This window comes from Enterococcus termitis, from assembly GCF_001730305.1.
Lineage (GTDB): Bacteria > Bacillota > Bacilli > Lactobacillales > Enterococcaceae > Enterococcus_L > Enterococcus_L termitis.
In genome coordinates this window covers 297,884-318,647 of sequence record NZ_MIJY01000012.1, presented here as the reverse complement: position 1 = coordinate 318,647, position 20,764 = coordinate 297,884, and the positions used below count along the sequence as shown (strand labels likewise).

The 20,764-nt window shown below is 37.1% G+C and carries 18 protein-coding genes; 14 read left to right on the top strand and 4 right to left on the bottom strand.

The features are described from left to right. The first annotated feature begins 36 nt into the window (after positions 1-36). Both BCR25_RS08890 and BCR25_RS08885 read left to right on the top strand, forming a co-directional pair. On the top strand, positions 37-906 hold the full coding sequence (locus BCR25_RS08890) for a DegV family protein (RefSeq protein WP_069663261.1): 870 nt from the start codon (positions 37-39) through the stop codon (positions 904-906). A gap of 338 nt (positions 907-1,244) precedes the next feature. After that, positions 1,245-2,093, top strand: coding sequence for a TPM domain-containing protein (locus BCR25_RS08885; protein WP_245792112.1), 849 nt, complete (start codon positions 1,245-1,247; stop codon positions 2,091-2,093). A 54-nt stretch (positions 2,094-2,147) separates the two neighbouring features. Here the strand turns inward: BCR25_RS08885 and BCR25_RS08880 are convergent, their stop codons facing one another. After that, the gene (locus BCR25_RS08880) at positions 2,148-3,779 is read right to left on the bottom strand and encodes an ABC-F family ATP-binding cassette domain-containing protein (protein WP_069663351.1); all 1,632 of its coding nucleotides are present in this window, start codon (positions 3,777-3,779) and stop codon (positions 2,148-2,150) included. A 263-nt stretch (positions 3,780-4,042) separates the two neighbouring features. On the opposite strand from BCR25_RS08880, the gene BCR25_RS08875 reads away from it, so the two are divergent. The 6 genes from BCR25_RS08875 to BCR25_RS08850 all read left to right on the top strand — a co-directional run bounded on the left by BCR25_RS08875 (position 4,043) and on the right by BCR25_RS08850 (position 11,269). After that, positions 4,043-6,940, top strand: coding sequence for a sigma-54-dependent transcriptional regulator (locus BCR25_RS08875; RefSeq protein WP_069663259.1), 2,898 nt, complete (start codon positions 4,043-4,045; stop codon positions 6,938-6,940). A gap of 260 nt (positions 6,941-7,200) precedes the next feature. Then, entirely contained in the window at positions 7,201-7,695 is a 495-nt protein-coding gene (locus tag BCR25_RS08870) for a mannose/fructose/sorbose PTS transporter subunit IIB (RefSeq protein WP_069663258.1), read from the top strand. Positions 7,696-7,961: 266 nt separating this feature from the next. Then, entirely contained in the window at positions 7,962-8,960 is a 999-nt protein-coding gene (locus tag BCR25_RS08865; protein ID WP_069663257.1) for a mannose/fructose/sorbose PTS transporter subunit IIA, read from the top strand. Between the two features lie 33 nt (positions 8,961-8,993). After that, entirely contained in the window at positions 8,994-9,812 is an 819-nt protein-coding gene (locus BCR25_RS08860; protein ID WP_069663256.1) for a PTS mannose/fructose/sorbose transporter subunit IIC, read from the top strand. A gap of 21 nt (positions 9,813-9,833) precedes the next feature. Next, on the top strand, positions 9,834-10,745 hold the full coding sequence (locus BCR25_RS08855) for a PTS system mannose/fructose/sorbose family transporter subunit IID (protein ID WP_069663255.1): 912 nt from the start codon (positions 9,834-9,836) through the stop codon (positions 10,743-10,745). 143 nt (positions 10,746-10,888) lie between these two features. After that, positions 10,889-11,269 carry a DUF956 family protein gene (locus tag BCR25_RS08850; protein WP_069663254.1) on the top strand — a complete coding sequence of 127 codons (381 nt, stop codon included), beginning with the start codon at positions 10,889-10,891 and terminating at the stop codon, positions 11,267-11,269. Between the two features lie 146 nt (positions 11,270-11,415). On the opposite strand, the gene BCR25_RS08845 is transcribed toward BCR25_RS08850, so the two are convergent. Further along, positions 11,416-12,213, bottom strand: coding sequence for a DUF1129 domain-containing protein (locus BCR25_RS08845; RefSeq protein ID WP_069663253.1), 798 nt, complete (start codon positions 12,211-12,213; stop codon positions 11,416-11,418). 239 nt (positions 12,214-12,452) lie between these two features. Beyond that, positions 12,453-12,779, bottom strand: a complete 327-nt coding sequence (locus BCR25_RS08840; protein WP_083242624.1) for a putative quinol monooxygenase — start codon at positions 12,777-12,779, stop codon at positions 12,453-12,455. 116 nt (positions 12,780-12,895) lie between these two features. Between BCR25_RS08840 and BCR25_RS08835 the strand changes: the two genes are divergently transcribed. Together BCR25_RS08835 and BCR25_RS08830 are read left to right on the top strand one after the other, a co-directional pair. Further along, the gene (locus BCR25_RS08835; protein WP_069663252.1) at positions 12,896-13,231 is read left to right on the top strand and encodes a winged helix-turn-helix transcriptional regulator; all 336 of its coding nucleotides are present in this window, start codon (positions 12,896-12,898) and stop codon (positions 13,229-13,231) included. Between the two features lie 223 nt (positions 13,232-13,454). Beyond that, entirely contained in the window at positions 13,455-13,982 is a 528-nt protein-coding gene (locus BCR25_RS08830) for an HdeD family acid-resistance protein (protein WP_069663251.1), read from the top strand. A gap of 415 nt (positions 13,983-14,397) precedes the next feature. On the opposite strand, the gene BCR25_RS08825 is transcribed toward BCR25_RS08830, so the two are convergent. Continuing rightward, a complete protein-coding gene (locus BCR25_RS08825) occupies positions 14,398-14,598 on the bottom strand; it encodes a hypothetical protein (RefSeq protein ID WP_083242623.1) in 201 nt (66 codons plus the stop codon). Between the two features lie 166 nt (positions 14,599-14,764). Between BCR25_RS08825 and BCR25_RS08820 the strand changes: the two genes are divergently transcribed. The 4 genes from BCR25_RS08820 (at position 14,765) to BCR25_RS08805 (ending at position 20,760) form a co-directional block, all read left to right on the top strand. Then, positions 14,765-15,343 (top strand): TMEM175 family protein, encoded by a 579-nt coding sequence (locus BCR25_RS08820; RefSeq protein WP_069663249.1) that lies wholly within the window; start codon positions 14,765-14,767, stop codon positions 15,341-15,343. A 389-nt stretch (positions 15,344-15,732) separates the two neighbouring features. After that, complete coding sequence (locus BCR25_RS08815; protein ID WP_069663248.1) at positions 15,733-17,841, top strand: coiled-coil domain-containing protein; 2,109 nt, start codon at positions 15,733-15,735, stop codon at positions 17,839-17,841. Between the two features lie 121 nt (positions 17,842-17,962). Further along, the gene (locus BCR25_RS08810) at positions 17,963-19,735 is read left to right on the top strand and encodes an ABC1 kinase family protein (protein ID WP_069663247.1); all 1,773 of its coding nucleotides are present in this window, start codon (positions 17,963-17,965) and stop codon (positions 19,733-19,735) included. 158 nt (positions 19,736-19,893) lie between these two features. Further along, on the top strand, positions 19,894-20,760 hold the full coding sequence (locus tag BCR25_RS08805) for an ABC transporter ATP-binding protein (protein WP_069663246.1): 867 nt from the start codon (positions 19,894-19,896) through the stop codon (positions 20,758-20,760). Positions 20,761-20,764: the final 4 nt, after the last annotated feature.

Below are 20,764 nucleotides of genomic sequence, written 5' to 3'. Positions count from 1 at the left end.
GTGTTAAAATAGAAAAGCAGTTAGGAGGATAAAAAAATGACATTTAAATTAATGACAGATTCATGTTGTGATTTACCATATACATATTTAGAAGCAAATGACGTTGACTTTATTAGTATGACGATCCAGTTAAATGACAAAGAGTTGGTAGATGACTTAGGAAAAACATTTGATTACGACTGGTTTTTAAAAGAAATAAAAACAGGCGGGATGCCAACGACTTCACAGGTCAATGTTGGTCGTTATATTGAGTTTTTTAGACCGTTTGTCGAAAAGCAAGAACCTATTTTATATCTAGCATTTTCATCTGGTTTAAGCGGCTCGTATCAAAGTGCAATGCAGGCTGTTGAGATATTGAAAGAAGAATATCCGGATGCAGAAATTTATGTGATCGATACAAAAGCAGCCAGCTTAGGTGAAGGACTATTAGTCAGTGAAGTGATTGGCTTGAAGCAAGAGGGGCATTCATTGGAAGCCATATTACAATGGCTGTCAGAAAATAAAATGACTGTTCATTCTTGGGTCACGGTGGATGATTTAAAACATTTAGAACGCGGCGGTAGAATTTCCAAGGCTGCAGCAGCTATTGGCGGATTAATGAACGTTAAGCCGATCATCGTGGTAGACTCACAAGGAAAACTGCAAAATATTGGTAAAGTCCGAGGGCGTGGTAAAGCCTTGAAAAAGTTAGCTGAGGAAACGGTTCAGGGAATGATTGATCCTGCCAATCAAACACTGTTTATTGCATATGCAGGAGATTTAGAAAGTGCAGAGAAGGTAAAAGCACTGATTGAAGAACAAGTTCAGGTACGGGAAATTCGTCTGCATCCTCTAGGACCTACAATTACTAGTCATACAGGGAATGGCTGTATTGCCGTCTTTTCTAGAGGAAAGAAGAGAGTATAGTTTGTTATTTAATTATGAGTGAGATCAAGGCGAAAATGTGTCACTCCAAGAAATAGCAGGAAATCCACGAAAATTGTTCTTTAAATTTTTGTGGATTTCTTGCTATTTCCGAAGATGCTGCTTTTTTTTACCGTTTATTTGGATTTAGAATCCAGCACAAATTTTTTTTTAGTTTTGTTCGGGAAATATTTTTTGTGAAGGACTCTTAAAATATAGGACCAAAGTCTGATTACAAACGTATTTCTTTAATATTACAATAGTGTTACATAAAGTTGGCTGGTCACTTACAAAAGAGTATTAGCAACATGATGTGAGGGCTGAAACAAAAGGAGTGAGTTATGATGACAGTGTTGAGAAAAGTGAATATAAAAGGGTTGTTTTTTTTATTACTATTATTTATTGTAACGGTTCCCGTAAAAAGTTATGCGAGTAGAGACGAATTACCGGAAGCACCAACGCATTTTTATCTAGATGAATTATCTATTTTAACTGAGGAAACACAACGGTTGATCGATAATAAAGGGGATTACTACAAAACACAAGCAGAGAATCCTCAGGTTGTTGTTGGGGTGATCGAATCAACGAATGGCGATAGCATCGATAGTTATGCGGCAGATCTCTTTGAAAAGTGGAAGATCGGTAATCAAGAACAGGATAATGGCATTTTGATTTTATATGCATTAAATGATGGGGATCGTAATGTCAGAATTGAAGTTGGCTATGGATTGGAAGAGGTTATTACCGACAGTACGGCGATGAATATTTTAGTTGATCAAAAAGAGAAACTGAAATCCTCCGATCCTGAACAAATCAATGAAGGCTTGCGTTATGTGTTTAACGCAGTAACGACATTGATCGATCAAAAATATGAATATCCTCTAGACGAGCATGCGTTGAGTCAATCAGAATTAGATGGGTTTTATGAGGATGAAGATGATAATGTGATTTATACTTCCTATAGTATTTGGGATTCAGTTGATGGTGAGTCTATTCTAATTTTCTTTCTCTTTTTTATTATTGCGATTTTGTCGACTATTTTTGGTAAAGGTGACGGCGGCAGTAGTGGTGGTAGTTCTTGGGGAGGTGGCTCATCTTCTGGCGGTTCCTGGGGTGGCGGTGGCTCTAGTTCCGGCGGCGGTTTCTCTGGAGGTGGAGGAAGTTCTGGCGGAGGCGGAGCGAGTATTTAAAAAAGAGAGGACTGAGATATAACTATTTGAGTTATGTCTCGGTCCTCTTTTTTATTAGTATTCACCAGCGAATAATTCATCCAGCTGTTTTTGAACATCTTTGTTTTCTAAGAATTCATCGTAAGTTGTATCTGCGCGATCCACAACACCTTTGTCTGAAACGGCAATGATACGGTTAGCTAATGTTTGAATAAATTGATGGTCATGAGAAGCAAATAAAATTGCGCCGGTAAAGGCCATTAAACCATCATTTAATGCTGTGATTGATTCTAAATCTAAGTGATTGGTTGGATCATCTAGCACAAGAACGTTGGCTTTTGATAACATCATTTTAGATAGCATAACACGAACTTTTTCGCCACCAGAAAGGACATTTACTGATTTTAGTACATCTTCACCAGAGAATAGCATTCTTCCTAAGAAACCACGTAAGAACGTATTATCGTCTTCTTCTTTGCTGGCAAATTGACGCAACCAGTCCAGAATCGTTAAATCAGTATCAAAGTCTTTACTGTTATCTTTTGGTAAGTAAGCTTGAGATGTGGTTACACCCCAACGAACTGTACCTGTGTCTGGTGTAATTTCACCCATGATAACTTTGAATAGAGTCGTCGTCACGATATCGTTGTCGGCAATAAATGCCACTTTATCAACATTACTCAAAGAGAACGAAATATTGTCTAAAATCTTTTTACCATCGATCGTGACAGAAACATTTTCTACATGAAGTAAATCATTACCGATTTCTCTTTCAGGTGTAAAGCCTACGAATGGATAACGGCGTGAAGAGGGTTGGATATCGTCTAAGGTAATTTTATCCAACATCTTTTTACGAGATGTTGCTTGTTTTGATTTCGATGCATTCGCACTAAAACGAGCGATAAAGTCTTGTAATTCTTTAATTTGTTCTTCTTTTTTAGCGTTTGCATTGGATTGCAATTTTGCTGCTAACTGGCTTGATTCTAACCAGAAGTCGTAGTTACCAACATATAGTTTGATTTTCCCAAAATCAAGGTCAGCCATGTGTGTACATACTTTATTCAAGAAGTGACGGTCATGGGAAACGACGATAACGGTATTTTCAAAGTTGATCAAAAATTCTTCCAGCCAGCTGATCGAACGAGTATCTAATCCATTGGTCGGCTCATCTAAAAGCAGAACATCCGGTTTACCAAATAGAGATTGAGCAAGCAAGACTTTGACCTTTTGGCCAGCTGTTAGCTCACCCATTTTTTGGTCGTGAAATTGTTCAGGAATATTTAATCCTTGAAGTAAAACAGCAGCTTCTGGTTCAGCTTCCCAACCATCAAGTTCGGCAAATTCGCCTTCAAGTTCTGCAGCTTTGATCCCATCTTCATCAGAAAAATCTTCTTTCATGTAGATCGCATCTTTTTCTTTCATCACTTCATATAAACGTTTGTGACCCATGATAACTGTTTCTAAAACTGTATTATCTTCATAGTCGAAGTGATTTTGTTTCAAGGTAGCCATACGTTCGTCAGGACCTAATGTTACAGTTCCTGTGGTTGGCTGGATCTCACCAGATAAAATTTTTAAAAACGTTGATTTACCAGCACCATTTGCACCGATCAATCCATAACAGTTACCTGGAGTGAATTTAATATTTACATCATCGAAAAGTTTGCGGTCTGAAAATAGCAAACTTACATCATTTACAGTAATCAATAGATTTCCTCGCTTCATATATAATTGTTGAACCTCTCTGCATTATAGCGAGGAAACCTATATTTTTCAAGGAATTTCAGAGTTTTTCAGAAATCCCTTGAGGTTTTTAGTCAAATAAGATAGATTTTTCCAATTAGCAGTGTTTCATGTGGAACATTCTCATAAAGGGGTTATTAGTGTACTTTTTTTATGATACACTGTATGATACACATAAAATTAGTGTATCGTTTCTACGGCTTGGCAGCTTAAAAGGGGAGAGAAAAATGAAACGGATCGAACGAATCTACCTGTATGTGAAAGAGCAGACCGAACATTTACAGCCAAATGATGTTTCTTTAGGAAGCGGCGTGACGACAGGTGACGTGTCCGCTGCATTAGACATTCAAAGAACCAATGCCAGTAAAGACTTAAATAAGCTTGTTAGAGAAGGTTTATTGGAGAAAACAGATGGACGCCCCGTTAAATATGTAGATAAGGCTATTTTTAAATATCAACCGCTGTCTAAACCGGTAAAAAGCTACCGTGAGCATAGTTTAGTAGAAGAACAGACGGCAAAGATTCAACAACCGCAGTCATCTGCTAAGAAGTTTGTGGGCGAAGATATCTTTAAAGCAATGATCGGTTCGACTGGAAGTATGCGGACGCCAGTGGAGCAGGCAAAAGCAGCAATCTTATATCCGCCAAAAGGGCTAAACTGTTTAATAACAGGACCGACAGGGTCAGGAAAAACCTATTTTGCTCACGCGATGTTTCAATTTGCTTTATTGAATCATGTGATCGATTCTTCAAAAAAACTTGTGGTTTTTAATTGTGCAGACTATGCCCACAATCCTGAATTATTAATGTCTCATCTTTTTGGTTATGCTGAAGGAGCATTTACAGGTGCAACGAAGGCTAAAGAGGGAATCATTCATGAAGCAGACGGCGGCATTTTATTTCTTGATGAAGTTCATCGCTTGCCGCCAGAAGGACAGGAAATGGTTTTTTATTTTATGGATCACGGCACGTATTCAAGATTAGGAGAAACAGTCAAAAATCGACATGCAGATGTCAGGATCATTTGTGCAACAACTGAAAATCCAACTTCTTCATTATTAAATACATTTGTCCGAAGAATTCCGATCATTATTCAGTTGCCGAATTTCATTGATCGTCCAGCCAAAGAAAAAATCGATTTATTGAGAGTCATGATTTCAATGGAAGCGTCACGGATTCATCGAACGATCTCTTTGTCAGAAGATGTAGTCAAAGCATTGATCGGTAGTGTTTCATATGGAAATGTAGGACAGTTGAAATCCAATGTCCAGCTAGTGACGGCTAGAGGTTTTTTAAATCATATCGATCAAGATGAGCTGGTCATCACGATTGATGAATTAACTGACAGTATCAAAGAAGGAATGATGCAGCTAGCAAGTAATCGCGATTTGTTGGCGGAGTTATCAAAATATTTAGAGCCGCAAATGGTTGTTACACCTAATGAACCACTAGTAACGATTCAGTCAGATTCTTATGAGTTACCATACAACCTTTATGAAATCATCGGAGACAAAGCGGCGTTATTGAAAGCAGATGGACTGGAGCAAGAAGTCATCAATAACTTTATTACGACGGATATCAATGTTCACTTGAAATCTTTCTATAAAGATCATGGCTTTACCTTTGATACAGAAAATAAATTAGCAGAAATCGTTGATCAGCGCATTATAGATGTGACGAAAGAAATCTATAGTTTTGCTAAACAAAAGTTGAACTATAATTTTCAATCGAATTTTATTTATGCAATGAGTTTGCATATTAGTTCCTTTTTGAAACGAATCCAAAATGGGGAAGAACGACAACATCAGCTCAACGAAAATATTCGAAATATGGTTTTGGATTATCCATTAGAATTTGAGACAGCTCAAGAAATTAAACGAATCATCGCAAATAGCTATCAAATGAATATCCCAGAATTTGAAACCTATTATTTAGCCGTTCTACTGATTTCACTGAGGGAAAATAAAGATGCTGGACGGATCGGGATTGTAGTAGCAGCTCATGGGAAAAGTACGGCTACAAGCATGGTACAAGTTGTCTCTCAATTATTGAATGTTGATAATTTAAGAGCAGTTGATATGCCTTTAGAGATGCAGCCCAAAGAAGCATTACGTCAAATCGTCAATGTAGTTAAGGAAGTAAATGAAGACAGTGGTGTGATTCTTTTAGTAGACATGGGTTCTTTAGCAACTTTTTCAGATGAAATTACTCGTCAAACAGGCATTGATGTCCGCACCGTGGATATGGTGACGACACCGATCGTTTTGGAAACGGCACGAAAAACATCTTTGATCGATACACAATTAGATTCATTGTATGAGTCGTTGAAAAATTTCCAAGGCTATGCGGACATTCAGCAGGAAAAGAAGAGCGAAGCGGTTGAACCATGGAAAAAAAGGGCAATCATTGCTATTTGTGCTTCTGGTGAAGGAACAGCAAGGCGGATGAAGGAAATGATCGAATCGGCGGTTCCACCGCAGTTAGGGCTGGAATTAGAGGTATTGCCGTTATCGATCGTTGATATGAAAGAACAGCTGCTAACGATTCAAGAAGAATACCATATCCTTGCGGCGACAGGAATCACTGATCCTAAGATTGCAGCACCATTTATTCCAATGGAGAATTTTTTCTCTGGAGAAGCAGAGACGATCATTGAGCGTCTTTTACTGGAAAGTGAGATTTCTGTAGAATCGCAGACAATGAATGAGCAAACTGCAAAGCAAGTTTGTATTGATTACATGGAAGAAAGTTTCACTTTTATCAATCCGAAAAAAGTGATCGAACCGCTGTGGCAATTTGCTGATATCATTCGGACGAAACTTTCCTTAAAGCTAGATTACACTTTTTATGTGAATCTAATCATGCATTTAGCAGGGATGTTGGAACGCATGTTGCAGCATGAAACGTTATCACTGACAGAAGAAGAGCTGGCTCATATCATATCGGAGCCAAGCTATGAGGTAGTAACTAAAGCTGTTCTGTATTTAAAGCAAACCTTTCAGTTAGATGTACCATCAGAAGAAATCTACTATATTATTCAGTTAATCAAGAATACACAATTGAACCAAGCAGAAATCGGAGAAAATACACTAGAATCAATACACAAAGAAGATACACTATTTTAGTGTATCTTCTTTGTGTATTTTCTTAAATAAATCCTTAGTTTTTGCTTTTTTTAAGCAATACACTAATTTTGGCACGATTCTTGCTTTAAATAATATGATAGATTGTACACGACTGTCTAATAACTATTTTTCTACACTATTCTAGTTTTTATAATCGTTTTTTTGGTAATAAATGAAAGAGCATAGTATTTTATTACTAAAGATTATTTAAAGGGACATATCGCGGCAGGAAATCGCAAATGCATGAAGGAGAACAATAGATGATGGATATTCGTTTAGTGCGCATCGATGATCGTCTGATTCATGGACAAGTGGCTACAGTTTGGACTAAGAGTACAAATGTGGAAAGAATTTTAGTCATCAGTGATGCAGTTGCACATGACACGCTGAGAAAAGCATTGCTTGTACAGGCCGCACCGCCTGGCGTAAAGGTAAATGTCATTACTGTTGAAAAAATGATCGATATTTTTTCAGATGAACGTTTCAATGGGATTAAAGTTATGTTGCTGTTTACGAATCCGGAAGATGTTCAAAGAGTGGTGGAAGGCAAAGTTGTGTTTCAATCGGTTAATATCGGTGGTATGAGCTTTACTAGTGGTAAACGAATGATTTCAAATGCTGTTGCAGTTGATGAACGAGATATTGCAGCGTTCAAGTATTTAAATGATCAAGGGATCAAGCTAGAGATTCGTAAAGTGGTTGCTGACAACCAAGTGAATTTGATGGAATTGCTGAAAAAGGAACAACTTGTTTGATTTTTCAGATTCTATAAATAAAAGAAGCAGACTAGAAGCCAATTGTGGAAACGAGTCAAAAGAGTATTGAAAGAGGTGGTCACATAGGAAAAAAGTAAAAGAAAAGTTGTGGTAATCAAGGGATTATGATCATTGTCACTCAATTCAAAACGATAAGTCAAACGAGCCGTGTAACGCATTTTTTCTTTTATATCTTTCTAAAGGCTGTTTTTATTGTAAAAATTTAGTGATTATGTAGTTGAAAAAAATACAGGAGGTATCAAATTATGGTAGGAATTATTCTTGCTAGCCATGGAGAATTTGCCCAAGGCATTTTACAATCCGGTTCCATGATTTTTGGTGAACAGGAAAAAGTACAAGCAGTTGTATTGATGCCCAGCGAAGGCCCAGATGATTTAAAGGCAAAGCTAAATCAAGCAATCGCAACGTTTGATGAGGAAGACGAAGTATTATTTTTAGTTGATTTATGGGGTGGAACACCGTTCAACCAAGCAAACAGTCTTTATGAAGAGCATAAAGACAAGTGGGCAATCGTTAGTGGATTGAACTTGCCAATGTTGATCGAAGCGTATGCTTCTCGTTTTTCAATGAACTCTGCACAGGAAATTGCTGCACACATTCTTGAAACAGCTAAAGAAGGTGTGAGAATCAAACCAGAAGAATTAGAACCAGCAGAAGCACCTAAAGCAGCAGTTGAAGATGCTCAGCCAAAAGGAGCATTACCAGAAGGAACAGTTGTAGGAGATGGAAAAATCAAATTCGTACTAGCACGTGTAGATTCTCGTTTATTACACGGACAAGTAGCTACTGCATGGACGAAGTCTGTTTTACCAAATCGAATCATCGTGGTTTCTGATGCTGTATCAAAAGACGATCTTCGTAAAAAATTGATCGAACAAGCAGCTCCTCCAGGGGTTAAAGCAAATGTTATCCCAATCAGTAAAATGATTGAAATCTCAAAAGACCCACGCTTCGGCAATACAAAAGCATTGTTATTATTTGAAAACCCAGAAGATGTAGTCAAAGTAGTAGAAGGCGGCGTAGATATCAAAGAAGTCAATGTCGGTTCTATGGCTCACTCAGTAGGAAAAGTTGTAGTAAGCAAAGTATTGTCAATGGGACAAGAAGATGTGGAAGCATTTGAAAAATTAGAAGCAAAAGGCATTAAATTTGATGTGCGTAAAGTACCAAATGATTCTCAAGCAAACATGGATGAGATTCTTAAAAAAGCAAAACATGAGTTGGCAGAAGCACACTCAAAATAATACAAAATCTTAAATGAAAATAGGAGGCTTATCATGTCTATTATATCAATTATTCTAGTAATTTTTGTTGCCTTTCTTGCAGGTATGGAAGGGATTCTAGATGAATTTCAATTCCATCAACCGTTAGTGGCATGTACGTTGATTGGATTAGTTACAGGTCACTTGGAAGCAGGAATCATTTTGGGCGGTACATTACAAATGATCGCACTTGGATGGGCAAATATTGGAGCAGCCGTAGCACCGGATGCAGCATTGGCATCGGTAGCATCAGCAATTATTTTAGTTAAAGCACTAGGTGCACAAAGTATTTCTATCAAAGATGCAGTATCTTCATCAATCGCAATCGCTGTTCCTCTAGCAGTAGCAGGTCTTTTCTTAACAATGATCGTTCGTACATTAGCTGTACCGATTGTTCACATGATGGACTCAGCCGCAGAAAAAGGAAATATCAGACAAATTGAAGCGTTGCATATTTTAGCTGTATGTATGCAAGGGATTCGTATCGCAATCCCAGCAGCTGCACTTTTATTCATTCCAGCTGAATCTGTACAAGGTGCATTGGAATCTATGCCAGCATGGTTAACTGATGGTATGGCTATCGGTGGTGGCATGGTTGTTGCCGTAGGTTATGCGTTAGTAATCAACATGATGGCAACAAAAGAAGTATGGCCATTCTTTGTTATCGGTTTTGTGGTAGCTGCGATTTCTCAATTAACATTGATTGCATTAGGAGCTTTAGGTGTCGCTTTAGCCTTGATCTATTTGAACCTTTCTAAAATGGGTGGTTCTTCAAATGGCGGCGGCGGAAGCAATACTGGTGATCCACTCGGCGATATTTTAAATGACTATTAATCCTGAAGGAGGAGAAGAGAAATGGCAGAAAAAATTGAATTAACTAAAAAAGATCGTTTAGCCGTTGCATGGCGCTCTACCTTTATTCAAGGTTCTTGGAACTATGAGCGTATGCAAAATGGTGGATGGGCATTCTCAATGATCCCAGCGATCAAAAAATTATATAAAACAAAAGAAGATCGTTCAGCGGCGTTGAAACGTCACTTAGAGTTCTTTAATACACACCCATACATTGCTTCACCAATTCTTGGCGTAACATTAGCACTTGAAGAAGAGCGTGCCAATGGTGCACCTGTTGATGATGTAGCAATTCAAGGGGTAAAAGTTGGGATGATGGGACCATTAGCCGGTGTTGGTGATCCAGTATTCTGGTTTACTGTTCGTCCGATGTTAGGTGCTTTAGGTGCCTCACTAGCAATGGGTGGCAGCATCTTAGGTCCAATTATTTTCTTCGTTGCATGGAACTTAATTCGTTGGGCATTTATGTGGTATACACAAGAATTTGGCTATAAAGCTGGTTCTAAAATCACTGAAGACCTTTCAGGCGGCTTGTTGCAAGATGTAACAAAAGGTGCATCGATTCTCGGAATGTTCGTTCTGGCAGCTTTAGTACAGCGGTGGGTATCGATTAAATTCCTGCCAATCGTTTCTACAGTTAAACTAGACAAAGGTGCTTATATCGAGTGGGATAAACTTCCTGCTGGCGGAGAAGGTATCAAGAGTGCTTTTGAACAAGTAAATAGTGGTATGGCACTTTCAGCTGAAAAAGTTACGACCCTTCAAGATAACTTGGATCAATTGATTCCTGGTTTAGCTGCATTGTTACTTACATTCTTATGTATGTGGTTATTGAAGAAAAAAGTTTCTCCAATCGTCATCATTCTTGGTTTGTTCGTAGTCGGTGTTGCTGGACACTATATTGGCTTATTATAAGCTAAAATAAGTAAAGAGTATTCATCTAGTGCTTGGGATAAATCATGTCTTTGGTTTTATCCCAAGCATCTTTTACATAGCGTAATCAATTGAAAAAACGTATAATAAGAAAGAGAAGAAACTGAAGAAATGGAGTAGATACGATGGTTCAATCACTGAATACAAAAGTAGATTTCATAACAGATGCCACTGCTTTTACTGGTTTGACAGACTATGGGAAAATTATGATCGGTGACAAGGGGTTTGAATTTTACAATTCGCGTGATTCCCGTAAATATATCCAAATTCCTTGGGATGAAGTCGACTATGTGATCGCTTCTGTAATGTTTAAAGGGAAGTGGATTCCCCGGTATGCGATCCAAACAAAACAAAACGGTACGTTTACCTTTTCATCTAAACAGCCCAAAAAAGCACTTCGTGAGATGCAGGCTTATGTCACACCTGACCATATGGTTCAGTCGTTAGGCTTTTTTGATGTAATGAAACGTGCATTCAAGTCAATTGGTAAAAAAAGTAAAGAATGACATGTAAAGATAGCGATTGCTATAAGCTCTGAATAAAAGAAGTAGCTGTAGCAAAAAACTCTATTGTTTTACCCCCCACACGATGCGTCCTAGTTTGCATCGTGCGGGGGTTTTAATTGTGACATTGGAAGTCGATCTAATCTATTTTATTCACTTTTGTAAAGTTGAAGTGCGGGTAACCCAACAACGATCAATAAGACCATCGTAGAAAAAAGCAGTCTGCTGCCGTCTGATAAAAAGGCAGGATTTACTAAACCTGATAAAACCATGATTTCTAAAACAGCTAAAATAATCGTTGGCAAGGTTTCAACAAGACTATGTCTTTTTAAATAGCTATTTAAAAGAATAGTGCCGGATAAAACGAGCAGAATCAAAGCAAAAGTCTGATGTGAAAGAATAAATGTTTTGCCAATACCACCAACGGCAGTATCAATAACAGGAATCAGAAGTGTAGCTAGCCAGCAAATAAACGCAAAGAAAGCGAATAGATAACTGTTTTTTTTGGAAAAGCTGCTACGTTTGAGTGATAAAAGCAATAATAAAATCACGGCTAAAATCAATCCGAGCGGCAAGGCAGTTTTAAACAGACTCAGAGCAACCACAGGTTCTAAAAGGATATTGAATAAATTGAATTGAAGCAGCAAAATAAACACAAAGCTAATCGATTTTATATTGTTCATTTTTGAATTTCTTGGTAAACCCGCAAGAATATCATCACTGAGTTCATTTGGTGTTTTGCCGAAAAATTCTTGAGCGGAATGCCCGTTTGTTTGGGCATCGATTATATCCTGTAGAATACGCAAAAGTGTTTTTTCTACTGTGTGTTCTTGCTTTTGTCCATTAAGACGAATGGACAAAAGCAACTCTTCGTAGTATTTTTTATTTTCAGCGGTTAGTTGCTTTCGTAGTCTATTGTTTTCTTTGATTAATTCATCTGTTGTCATTTGTTACCCCTCTTTTTCTTTTTCATAATAGTATTAATTTCTGTAAAACGGCTGTAAAGAGGCTTTCTCCATTGAAGTTAAAGAGTACTATTTTCGTTTTGAAGTTTTAGAGAAAAAACGCATTTTATAACCGTATACTGTTTTTTTGAATAAGCATCTTGTCATATAACATACCAAAAGACCACTATGTTGTAAAATAACATAGCGGCCTTTTTAATAAATCAATCGTATTGATTATGCTAGAAGTCTGTGACTAGGTTGTTCCATTTAAGAGTGATAATATTTTTTCCTAAGATTTCTTGTGTGTAGTTCATAGTCATATGTGTGTCGAGTGCGGATTCATTTTCCCAAACTTCCCACAGCATGAATTCTCCTTTGTCTGGATTACTTGGTACAACGAAAAATTCGACAGATCCTTCTTCTTTAGCTGTTTCTGCGACAAAACGTAACAGCTGTTGATAAACATCCATGTAATCATCTCCTGTGGTAACACTCAGACATGCTGTATTGTAGACAAAGTCCTGTGCATTGTCCATATTGATTTTGTTGAATAATTTGTTTGTCATTTTAAACCAACCCCTTTTTTTATTGACAGCACTAGTGTGCTAAAATAAGTATAGTTTTAAGAGAACAAATGAACAAGTACGCACATTTTTGTGCCTTGAAAAATTGGAGTGAGAGAATGCAAGAATATCCTACGGTGAGAGAAGATCCATGCCCTGTAATGGCTGCTTTAAAAATTATTGGCGGAAAATGGCGAATCCCGATTATTTGGAAATTGGCAAATGGTCCAGTTCGGTACAACGAGCTAAAAAGACAGATGACTGGAATTACAACTATTATGTTGACACGCTCATTGAAAGAACTAGAAGAATATAAGTTACTTAGACGTATTCAATATTCGGAAATTCCGCCTCATGTTGAGTATTCTTTGACAGAGGATGGGGAAAAACTATTACCTGCTTTGATGATCATTAAAGAGTGGGGACTAGACGTTATCGAGCGAGAGCAGTCGTAATATAGAATTAAAAATCGGTTGATTACTTATGTGGCTAGTAAAATTTTTTGCTGGTTTTTAAGGTATTCTAGCGATTTTTTTTGTTATGGAGCGCCTAATAGTTAGACATTTATGAGAAATAGAGGTCAGTTGTTATTTTTAGAATCTTTTGCTTTGACTCAAACTTTTTTTAGGAGTACCATAAAATTGTAAAGAGAAATAAAACAGGAAGAAGTGGGAAAGAATGAACGAAACAAGGCAAAAAGGAATTGATTGGGGTTCTTTGATATTAGGAATTTTATTTGTTTTAACTGCATTGGTATCATTTCAAGATCCAACTGGAAACTTGATTGCAATCGTGATGGTTTTCGCCGTATTTGCGATTTTAAAGGGAGTCTTTGAAATTTTTGTTCGTAACAGAATGAAGGAATTAACGGGATACAAAGCGTATGCACCTGTCGTATTAGGTATAATCGATATTATAATCGGAGTTTATTTCTTATTTAATTTAAACATCGGTGTTGCAGCTTTACCATTTATTTTTGCGATTTGGTTTATTGTAGATTCTGTTTTTGGTCTATTTGCGTTAGATTTGGCTAAATCAGTAAGTACAGGGTATTTTTGGTTCACTTTGATCGTTGATGTGTTAGGAATTATTTTAGGTCTGATGTTATTGATGAACCCGTTGACCTCTGCTTTAACATTAAGCTTTTTAGTTGGATTTTATTTTATGCTTTTTGGGATCACTCATATTGTCTACGCGTTTAGATAAAGAGAGCCTCTTTAAATAGAAGCAATGGTTGCTACTGCGATCATTGCTTTTTTTGTTTGATTGATGAGTAGCTGCTGCACGAAAATCTTATTTTTTTGACCGCTACTTTTCAGTCAATGAACGAGATTTATTCGTAGTTTTAGAAGCGGTTCAGTTTAAAGTGAATGAGGATGTATATATTTTATAAGTGTTGCGAAATAAAAAGGTATTTTATCACAAAACTAGTAATCGAATGACCAAAAAGTAACTAAATAGGGTCTAAGACATAACTCAAAGTTATATCTCAGACCCTTGAAACTCGAAGAAACAGTGAGGAGAAGCTTATTATTGTAAAGCACTTCCGTCTCACCGTTTGTTTTTTATGAAGAAACAAAGTCGTAAATCAATCGCCTTTGTGGGTTTTAAGTCACGTTGGTTAGTAATATCTGCGGCGATTATTTGAAGGGCCCGAAATTACTCGAACCAACCAGACAGCGATTGCTACAGGAATCATGATTTTGATCGCAAACCACAATAAACTACCGACAATTCCCATTACTAGACTTAAAATAAAACTTCCTACAAAAAATAATCCAATTACCATTAAAATATTCATTAACATTGATCGTTGTCTCATTAGTAAAACCTCCATTTTTTTCTCTCGTTCTCTATGAATAAAGTATAGCAGGGATAATGAAAGGAATGAATCCAACTTGAGGCTGATTTTGTATCAGACCGGAGGCGGGCGAAATCATTGCATTTGAAGAGAAAGCACGTAAAATAAAAACGAGGAGATGAAACATATGTCAAAATCTAGGCTTGAAGCATTTACGGATGCAGTGATTGCGATCGTGATGACAATTTTAGTTTTAGAGCTACATCAGCCAACAACAGATACATTAGCGGGTTTAGTAGGAATCGAGCGAAAACTGTTCATTTACATCGTTAGTTTTGTGATGTTGGCGATTTATTGGAATAACCATCATCATATGTTTCAATTAGTTCATGAAATCGATGGACGGGTGCTGTGGGCAAATAATTTTTTTATTTTTGCATTGACCCTTGTTCCGTTTGCGACAGCTTGGGTAGGTGATTTTATTGATAGTCTGATTCCACAGCTGACGTATGGCATTATGACTCTTTTAGCTAATTGTGCTTACTTGATACTGACCAAAGAATTGATTCGAGCAAACGGCAAGGAATCAGCACTTGGCGATTTGTTTCAGCGTTACAATAAATCGTATTTAACGATTTTTCTAAATATTTTAGGTTTAGGTCTAGGCATTTTGATCCATCCATATTTTGTTTTGATTCTGAATATTGGTATTTTGATCATGTGGATCATTCCAGACCGTCGAATTGAAAATGAGTATAAAAAATAAAAATTAGCAATATAAATCAAATGTAACAAAGCTATTCATTTAGTTTTGTTATATTTTTTTAAATATAAAAGTTATATTATCATTTTTTTTAGATTATTACATATTTTATGAAAACATAAGCCGTTGTTTTTAGGGTAAAATTAGAAATGATTGTGTAAAATAGGGTGCATTAAACATAGAAATACGACAAGGGCATAAGCAAAACAGGAACGACAATGACGAGTACAAAGTTTTCAACAATTATCAGTGTAAAAATGAAGATAAGAACGAAAACGAGTGATCGATTGATTGTTTCAATTTTAAAATTCTATTCAAGTCTCTTCGATCGTGTGAAGAGGAAATGTGAATCATAAACAAAGGAATTAGCTGAGAAGGAGCCATTAATACATATGGAAAAAGGAAGTTTTGCAAAGCAGACAACAGGAAATAAGAAAGTTTTTTTTAGGAAAGAGATAGAGGAAAGTAGGCTCGGGGAAGAACTTTATTCAGATGATGTGTTGAGCCAATATTCTGTGTACTTATTAAGAAAATTTGAGGTAGCAGAAGATTACGAACAGCCAGAGCAATTTGAAGCACTTTTGGCCGATTTACCAGAACAATTCAACTATGAATTTGAAGATTGTGTCGTTAAAAATCTATACGTACGGGTAACGCAAAAAGCAGTGTATATCACCTTACTGTTAGCTTTAGCGCACCCGTTAAGTAAGTTGCAAATAAGTGATTTGCGTACATGGATCAGTAGTCTTGAAGTGCCGGAATTACCGTTAGAACATACAACGGCTTTTTCTGAAGCGGTGCCTTTAGAGATGGTCAAAGGATTGCAGGAAACCAATAGTGAAGTGTTGCTGTTGACTGAAATGATGAATCAATTTAGTGAAAATCTAAACGATATCTACAAGGAAATTCAAACAGTCAAACAAAAGAAAACACCACCTGTTGTAAAAGTCGTTCAAAGTAAAGTTGCTGCTAAAGAAGCACAAGAAGGTATAAATGCTCAGCACTTAAAAAAACTGGACCAAAAAATCGAGCAGCTGCAAGAAGAGTTTTCAGCATTCAAGATACAGGTCGATAAAAAAATCGAGACGTTCCCAAAACGCAAAACACCACCTAAATTTAAAATTACATTAGGGCCAACTGGTGAAGAGGCGGGACCGACAGTTGAAGAGCGCTTAGAAGAAGCATTAAAACAGATCGATTTATTAAATCAGCGCTTGAATAACTCTGACCAGAAAGTAACTAAAATTGATCAGACGTTGGAACAACAGAAAAAACGGCCTAAACTAACGTTTTCGACGGCGAAAAAAGTCAATCAAGAACAGAATCAGCTAGCAGAAAAATTAGCATCAACCAGCAATGAAGTAACAGCTATTGCTAATCAACTTCAACAGATAAACGATAAATTGACTACAGTAGAAACGAACGTTTTGGAAGCAAAATCAGATTCAGAAGCTTTAGAAAGAATTGAACAAGATCATGGACAACTGCAGGAAACAACTTCTGAAACCGTCAAGCTAAATCAGGTGATCGAGCAGTTGACAGAAAAGCTTCAAACGATGGAAACGGAATTGCTGAATGTCAAAACAGAAAAGAGAAAAATTCCACAAGCCAAACTGACAAAAAGTGAATCTGCTAAAAAATTAGCAGAACAGCATCAAAAAGATCAAGAACAGCTAAAATCAAATGCAACTGAGATCAAAAAATTAACACAAACAGTTGGAAAAGTTGATGTTCAATTGATCAAGGCGCATCAAAAAATTGCAGAATTAGAGCAAAAGGTCCGAAAAGCATCGCAGGCAACTGTGAAAGCCCCGGTAGCTGAGCCTAAACCACAACCTGTTGAACCGAAAACAAACGATATTATGGTAGGTCCACCTGCACCACCAAAAACTTCTCAAGGACCAGCGAATCGTAGTTTTCCATCTAAGGAGTCTTTCCTGCAAGCAACTAAACCAATGCGTCCAGTAATAGAGGCAGATGAAGAGCGACCTACAGTTACTTTGGCCATTGAAGAAATGCTGGATCGTGTATCTGAACAACATCCAGTTGTAGAATCTAAAAGATCCTGGACGGTCGAGGAAGGCTATGAGAAAAATAGAGAAAATTATCAGGATCAGCAAGGCCCGTCTTTACGTCGTTTGAAAAAATTAGAATGGGATATTCATACCTTCTTCCAAAAGGGCAGAGGTCTAGGGCACAAAGGAATGATGGCAAAAGATGATTTCTATGCTAATATTCGTCAAATCGAAGTACTGCCTTATTTATGGGGTTCTGTCTATGAACGAGAAAAGAAAGATATTCTCTTGGGCAACGAACTAAGCTGTCAGCAGCTAATCGATGATTTAGCTGATTTTTTAGAAGAGGTCGATGTATTATCCAGAAAACGAAAAGTCATGGGTAAATGGATCTATTGTCCCAAAGAAGTAGAACAAAAAATGGAAGGATATAAGCTTTTAAGTGAATATCTGGAAACCTATCTTGCCCGCCAAGAGAGTAAATAAGAATCAACGTAAGAGTAAACCAAGATCAATTTTGAACAGTTGATCTTGGTTTTTTTGTTGCGGGTTCTGATTTGCTCTAATTTTCTGTAACGGGTACTATTAGGAAAAGGGGGAGAGGACGATGAAGGAATCTTCGACAGGTACGAAAAATGCCCAAAAGGACAAACGTAAAAGTGCTAGATTTAAAGAGATATTGCAAATATTTGTATCATATAATGTGCTAGGGAATTTATCCAAACAGGAACACCCTGAAAAAGTTAGAGAAGCGTTGGAAATGTTGGGGCCGACATTTATTAAAATCGGTCAAATGCTTTCAGTACGGACCGATATTTTGACTCCGGCTTTTATTGAGGAGCTAAAGAAATTACAGGATAATGTAAAAACGGATGATTTTGCGTCGGTGAAAGCTGTTATTGAAGCGGAGACGGGCTTGGCATTGACGGATATCTTTACAACATTTGAAGAGCAGCCGTTTGCATCAGCTTCTATGGGACAAACACATAAAGCAACCTTGCCTGATGGACGACTGGTCGCAGTGAAAGTTCAGCATCCCGGAATCAAAGAAGAGATCATGCTGGACCTCTCTTTATTTGAGAAAGTGTTGCCGCTAATCAAGTATATTCCAGAAGCCAGTGTGGTAGATCCAAAAGAAATTTTTCGGGAAGTAAAATCCTCTTTAGCCGATGAACTTGATTCACTTAAAGAAGCTGCCAACGGCAAAGAATTCTATGAAAAAAATAATGGTTGGCAAATCGTACGTTCACCGATCATTTATGAAGAATACTCTACATCCAAAGTTTTAGTCATGGAATTTATGTCGGGGGAAAGTATCAAGCAGTTTGTAAAAGGTGAGAAGAATAAAGAGTCCAAAGAGCTGGAAGAACATCAAAAGATGAAGAAATTTTTTGGTGATACACTTGTGAAAAATTTTGTGAAGCAAGTATTTGACGATGGTTTTTTTCATGCAGATCCACATCCAGGAAATATTTTGGTTCAGTTACTTGCTCCTTCTGATGAATCACTAAAAGAGAAGGTTCAAACGAAGAAACACCATCAAGAAAAACGCGTAGGTGCAACAGATATTGTATTTGATTACGCAAAAGAACAGGAATTACCACCTTATCGGTTAGTTTTTTTAGACTTTGGGATGATGGGAAGATTGGATGCTGATATGATTCACAAGCTGACAGCGATCATGGACAGTCTATATGGCAACAACGTCAAAGCGATCGGTCAAGCAATTTTGCGCTTGTGTAAGCAGTCTGGACCAGTTGATGAGGAAGCCTTTTTTGAACAGTTGACACCGTTGTTGGAGGACAATTATGGAGTCAGTATTGGTGAAATCAATTTACAAACTCTTTTTTTCCAAATCATTGCTATCTGTCATAAAAATAATCTTCAGGTTCCGCAGGAAGTCACGATGCTGGTCAAAGCCGTCGCAACATTCGAAGGAATGATTCGAGAATTGGACCCATCTATTTCATTAGTAGAAATCGCTACTCCATTTGCCAAGAAATATTTTACGGAAAAAATCGATTGGTCCTTTGAATTAAAACGAGCGGGCTTGGATCTTTTGTATTCAGCAAAAGCTGCTCCTAAAATTCCATCAAGGACATTGGATGTATTAGATGACTTTGCCAAAGGAAAAACGAAAATCAATTTTGAGCTTAAAAAGCAAAATGAATTGTTAGATCGAGTGGAGGGAATGATCAATCGTTTAGTGATCGGTCTGATTTTAGCTGCCTTGATCATTGGCTCGTCTATGCTTGTTGAATTTAATCAGCGCGTTACAAGTAATTTTGTTTCGATCTTAGGGATCATTGGATACGGTATTGCCTTATTTGCTATTTTATTTTTAGCAATCGACATTTTACGAAAACGCAAGAAAAAGTAGAATTAATGCAGTAAAATCGACTATAAAAACGCTTTCCTCATAAATAGTTTCCATCTAGATTAAAAAACATGATAAACTATTATTGTTAATCTTTTTTCTTTATTTTAGGGTGATGAAAATATAAAAAAAGGCAAAACAAAAAATAAAAGGAGTTTACTATGGAAATTAAAGTAAGAGATTTAGTAATGCGCTATGGTCGTGTAGAAGTGTTGAATATCCGTTCATTAGACTTTGAAAAAGGCACTTCTTATGGTTTAGTTGGTCATAACGGCGCAGGGAAAACAACGTTGTTTAAATGTATGACAAACATTATTTCAAATTATCAAGGCGATATTTTGATCGATGATACCTCTGTTAAACAGCATAATGAAGTATTGTTGAATGTAGGAATCGTATTAGACGGCATGTCTGTATATACGAATCGTACAGGCTGGTTCAATATTGAGTATTTTTCTGGGTTACGCGGGAGTTTTGATCAAGAAAAGGCGAAAGAGTTGGCTAGAGAGCTGGATTTATTTGCTGTGTTGGATCAAAAAGTCAAAAGCTATTCATACGGAATGCAGAAAAAATTGATTTTATTGATTGCATTGATGCATACACCGGAAGTGCTGATTTTGGATGAGCCTTTCCGTGGGTTGGATATTGACACAGTAAAATGGTTTAAAAAATATCTAAAACAGTTGACAGATCAAGGGTTGACCCTAGTTATTTCAAGTCACGTCCAAAATGATCTAGAAGCATTATGTGATATCGTTTATGTGATTGACCGTGGTCGTATTGCGGAAACGATTGACATCAATGCTGAAAAAGAAAAACAAATTCGTCGCGTCGATACGACGAATAATGATCGCTTGAAAGAGTTATTGGATGAAGCCAACTATTATCACCAAGTGGATGAAGAGGGCGGCGTGAAGCTGGATATCTCTGATGAACGCTGGACAGAGATCAAACAGCGTCTGACAGAAGAAGCAATTGAAATTTCTGAATTATCTAAAGTGAAAATTTTAGATGAGAAGTTGAACTAGGAGG

Coding starts and splice junctions, on each gene's coding strand:
- BCR25_RS08890 (WP_069663261.1), top strand. CDS start 37: ATGACATTTAAATTAATGACAGATTCATGTTGTGATTTACCATATACA.
- BCR25_RS08885 (WP_245792112.1), top strand. CDS start 1,245: ATGATGACAGTGTTGAGAAAAGTGAATATAAAAGGGTTGTTTTTTTTA.
- BCR25_RS08875 (WP_069663259.1), top strand. CDS start 4,043: ATGAAACGGATCGAACGAATCTACCTGTATGTGAAAGAGCAGACCGAA.
- BCR25_RS08870 (WP_069663258.1), top strand. CDS start 7,201: ATGATGGATATTCGTTTAGTGCGCATCGATGATCGTCTGATTCATGGA.
- BCR25_RS08865 (WP_069663257.1), top strand. CDS start 7,962: ATGGTAGGAATTATTCTTGCTAGCCATGGAGAATTTGCCCAAGGCATT.
- BCR25_RS08860 (WP_069663256.1), top strand. CDS start 8,994: ATGTCTATTATATCAATTATTCTAGTAATTTTTGTTGCCTTTCTTGCA.
- BCR25_RS08855 (WP_069663255.1), top strand. CDS start 9,834: ATGGCAGAAAAAATTGAATTAACTAAAAAAGATCGTTTAGCCGTTGCA.
- BCR25_RS08850 (WP_069663254.1), top strand. CDS start 10,889: ATGGTTCAATCACTGAATACAAAAGTAGATTTCATAACAGATGCCACT.
- BCR25_RS08845 (WP_069663253.1), bottom strand. CDS start 12,213: ATGACAACAGATGAATTAATCAAAGAAAACAATAGACTACGAAAGCAA.
- BCR25_RS08840 (WP_083242624.1), bottom strand. CDS start 12,779: ATGACAAACAAATTATTCAACAAAATCAATATGGACAATGCACAGGAC.
- BCR25_RS08835 (WP_069663252.1), top strand. CDS start 12,896: ATGCAAGAATATCCTACGGTGAGAGAAGATCCATGCCCTGTAATGGCT.
- BCR25_RS08830 (WP_069663251.1), top strand. CDS start 13,455: ATGAACGAAACAAGGCAAAAAGGAATTGATTGGGGTTCTTTGATATTA.
- BCR25_RS08825 (WP_083242623.1), bottom strand. CDS start 14,598: ATGAGACAACGATCAATGTTAATGAATATTTTAATGGTAATTGGATTA.
- BCR25_RS08820 (WP_069663249.1), top strand. CDS start 14,765: ATGTCAAAATCTAGGCTTGAAGCATTTACGGATGCAGTGATTGCGATC.
- BCR25_RS08815 (WP_069663248.1), top strand. CDS start 15,733: ATGGAAAAAGGAAGTTTTGCAAAGCAGACAACAGGAAATAAGAAAGTT.
- BCR25_RS08810 (WP_069663247.1), top strand. CDS start 17,963: ATGAAGGAATCTTCGACAGGTACGAAAAATGCCCAAAAGGACAAACGT.
- BCR25_RS08805 (WP_069663246.1), top strand. CDS start 19,894: ATGGAAATTAAAGTAAGAGATTTAGTAATGCGCTATGGTCGTGTAGAA.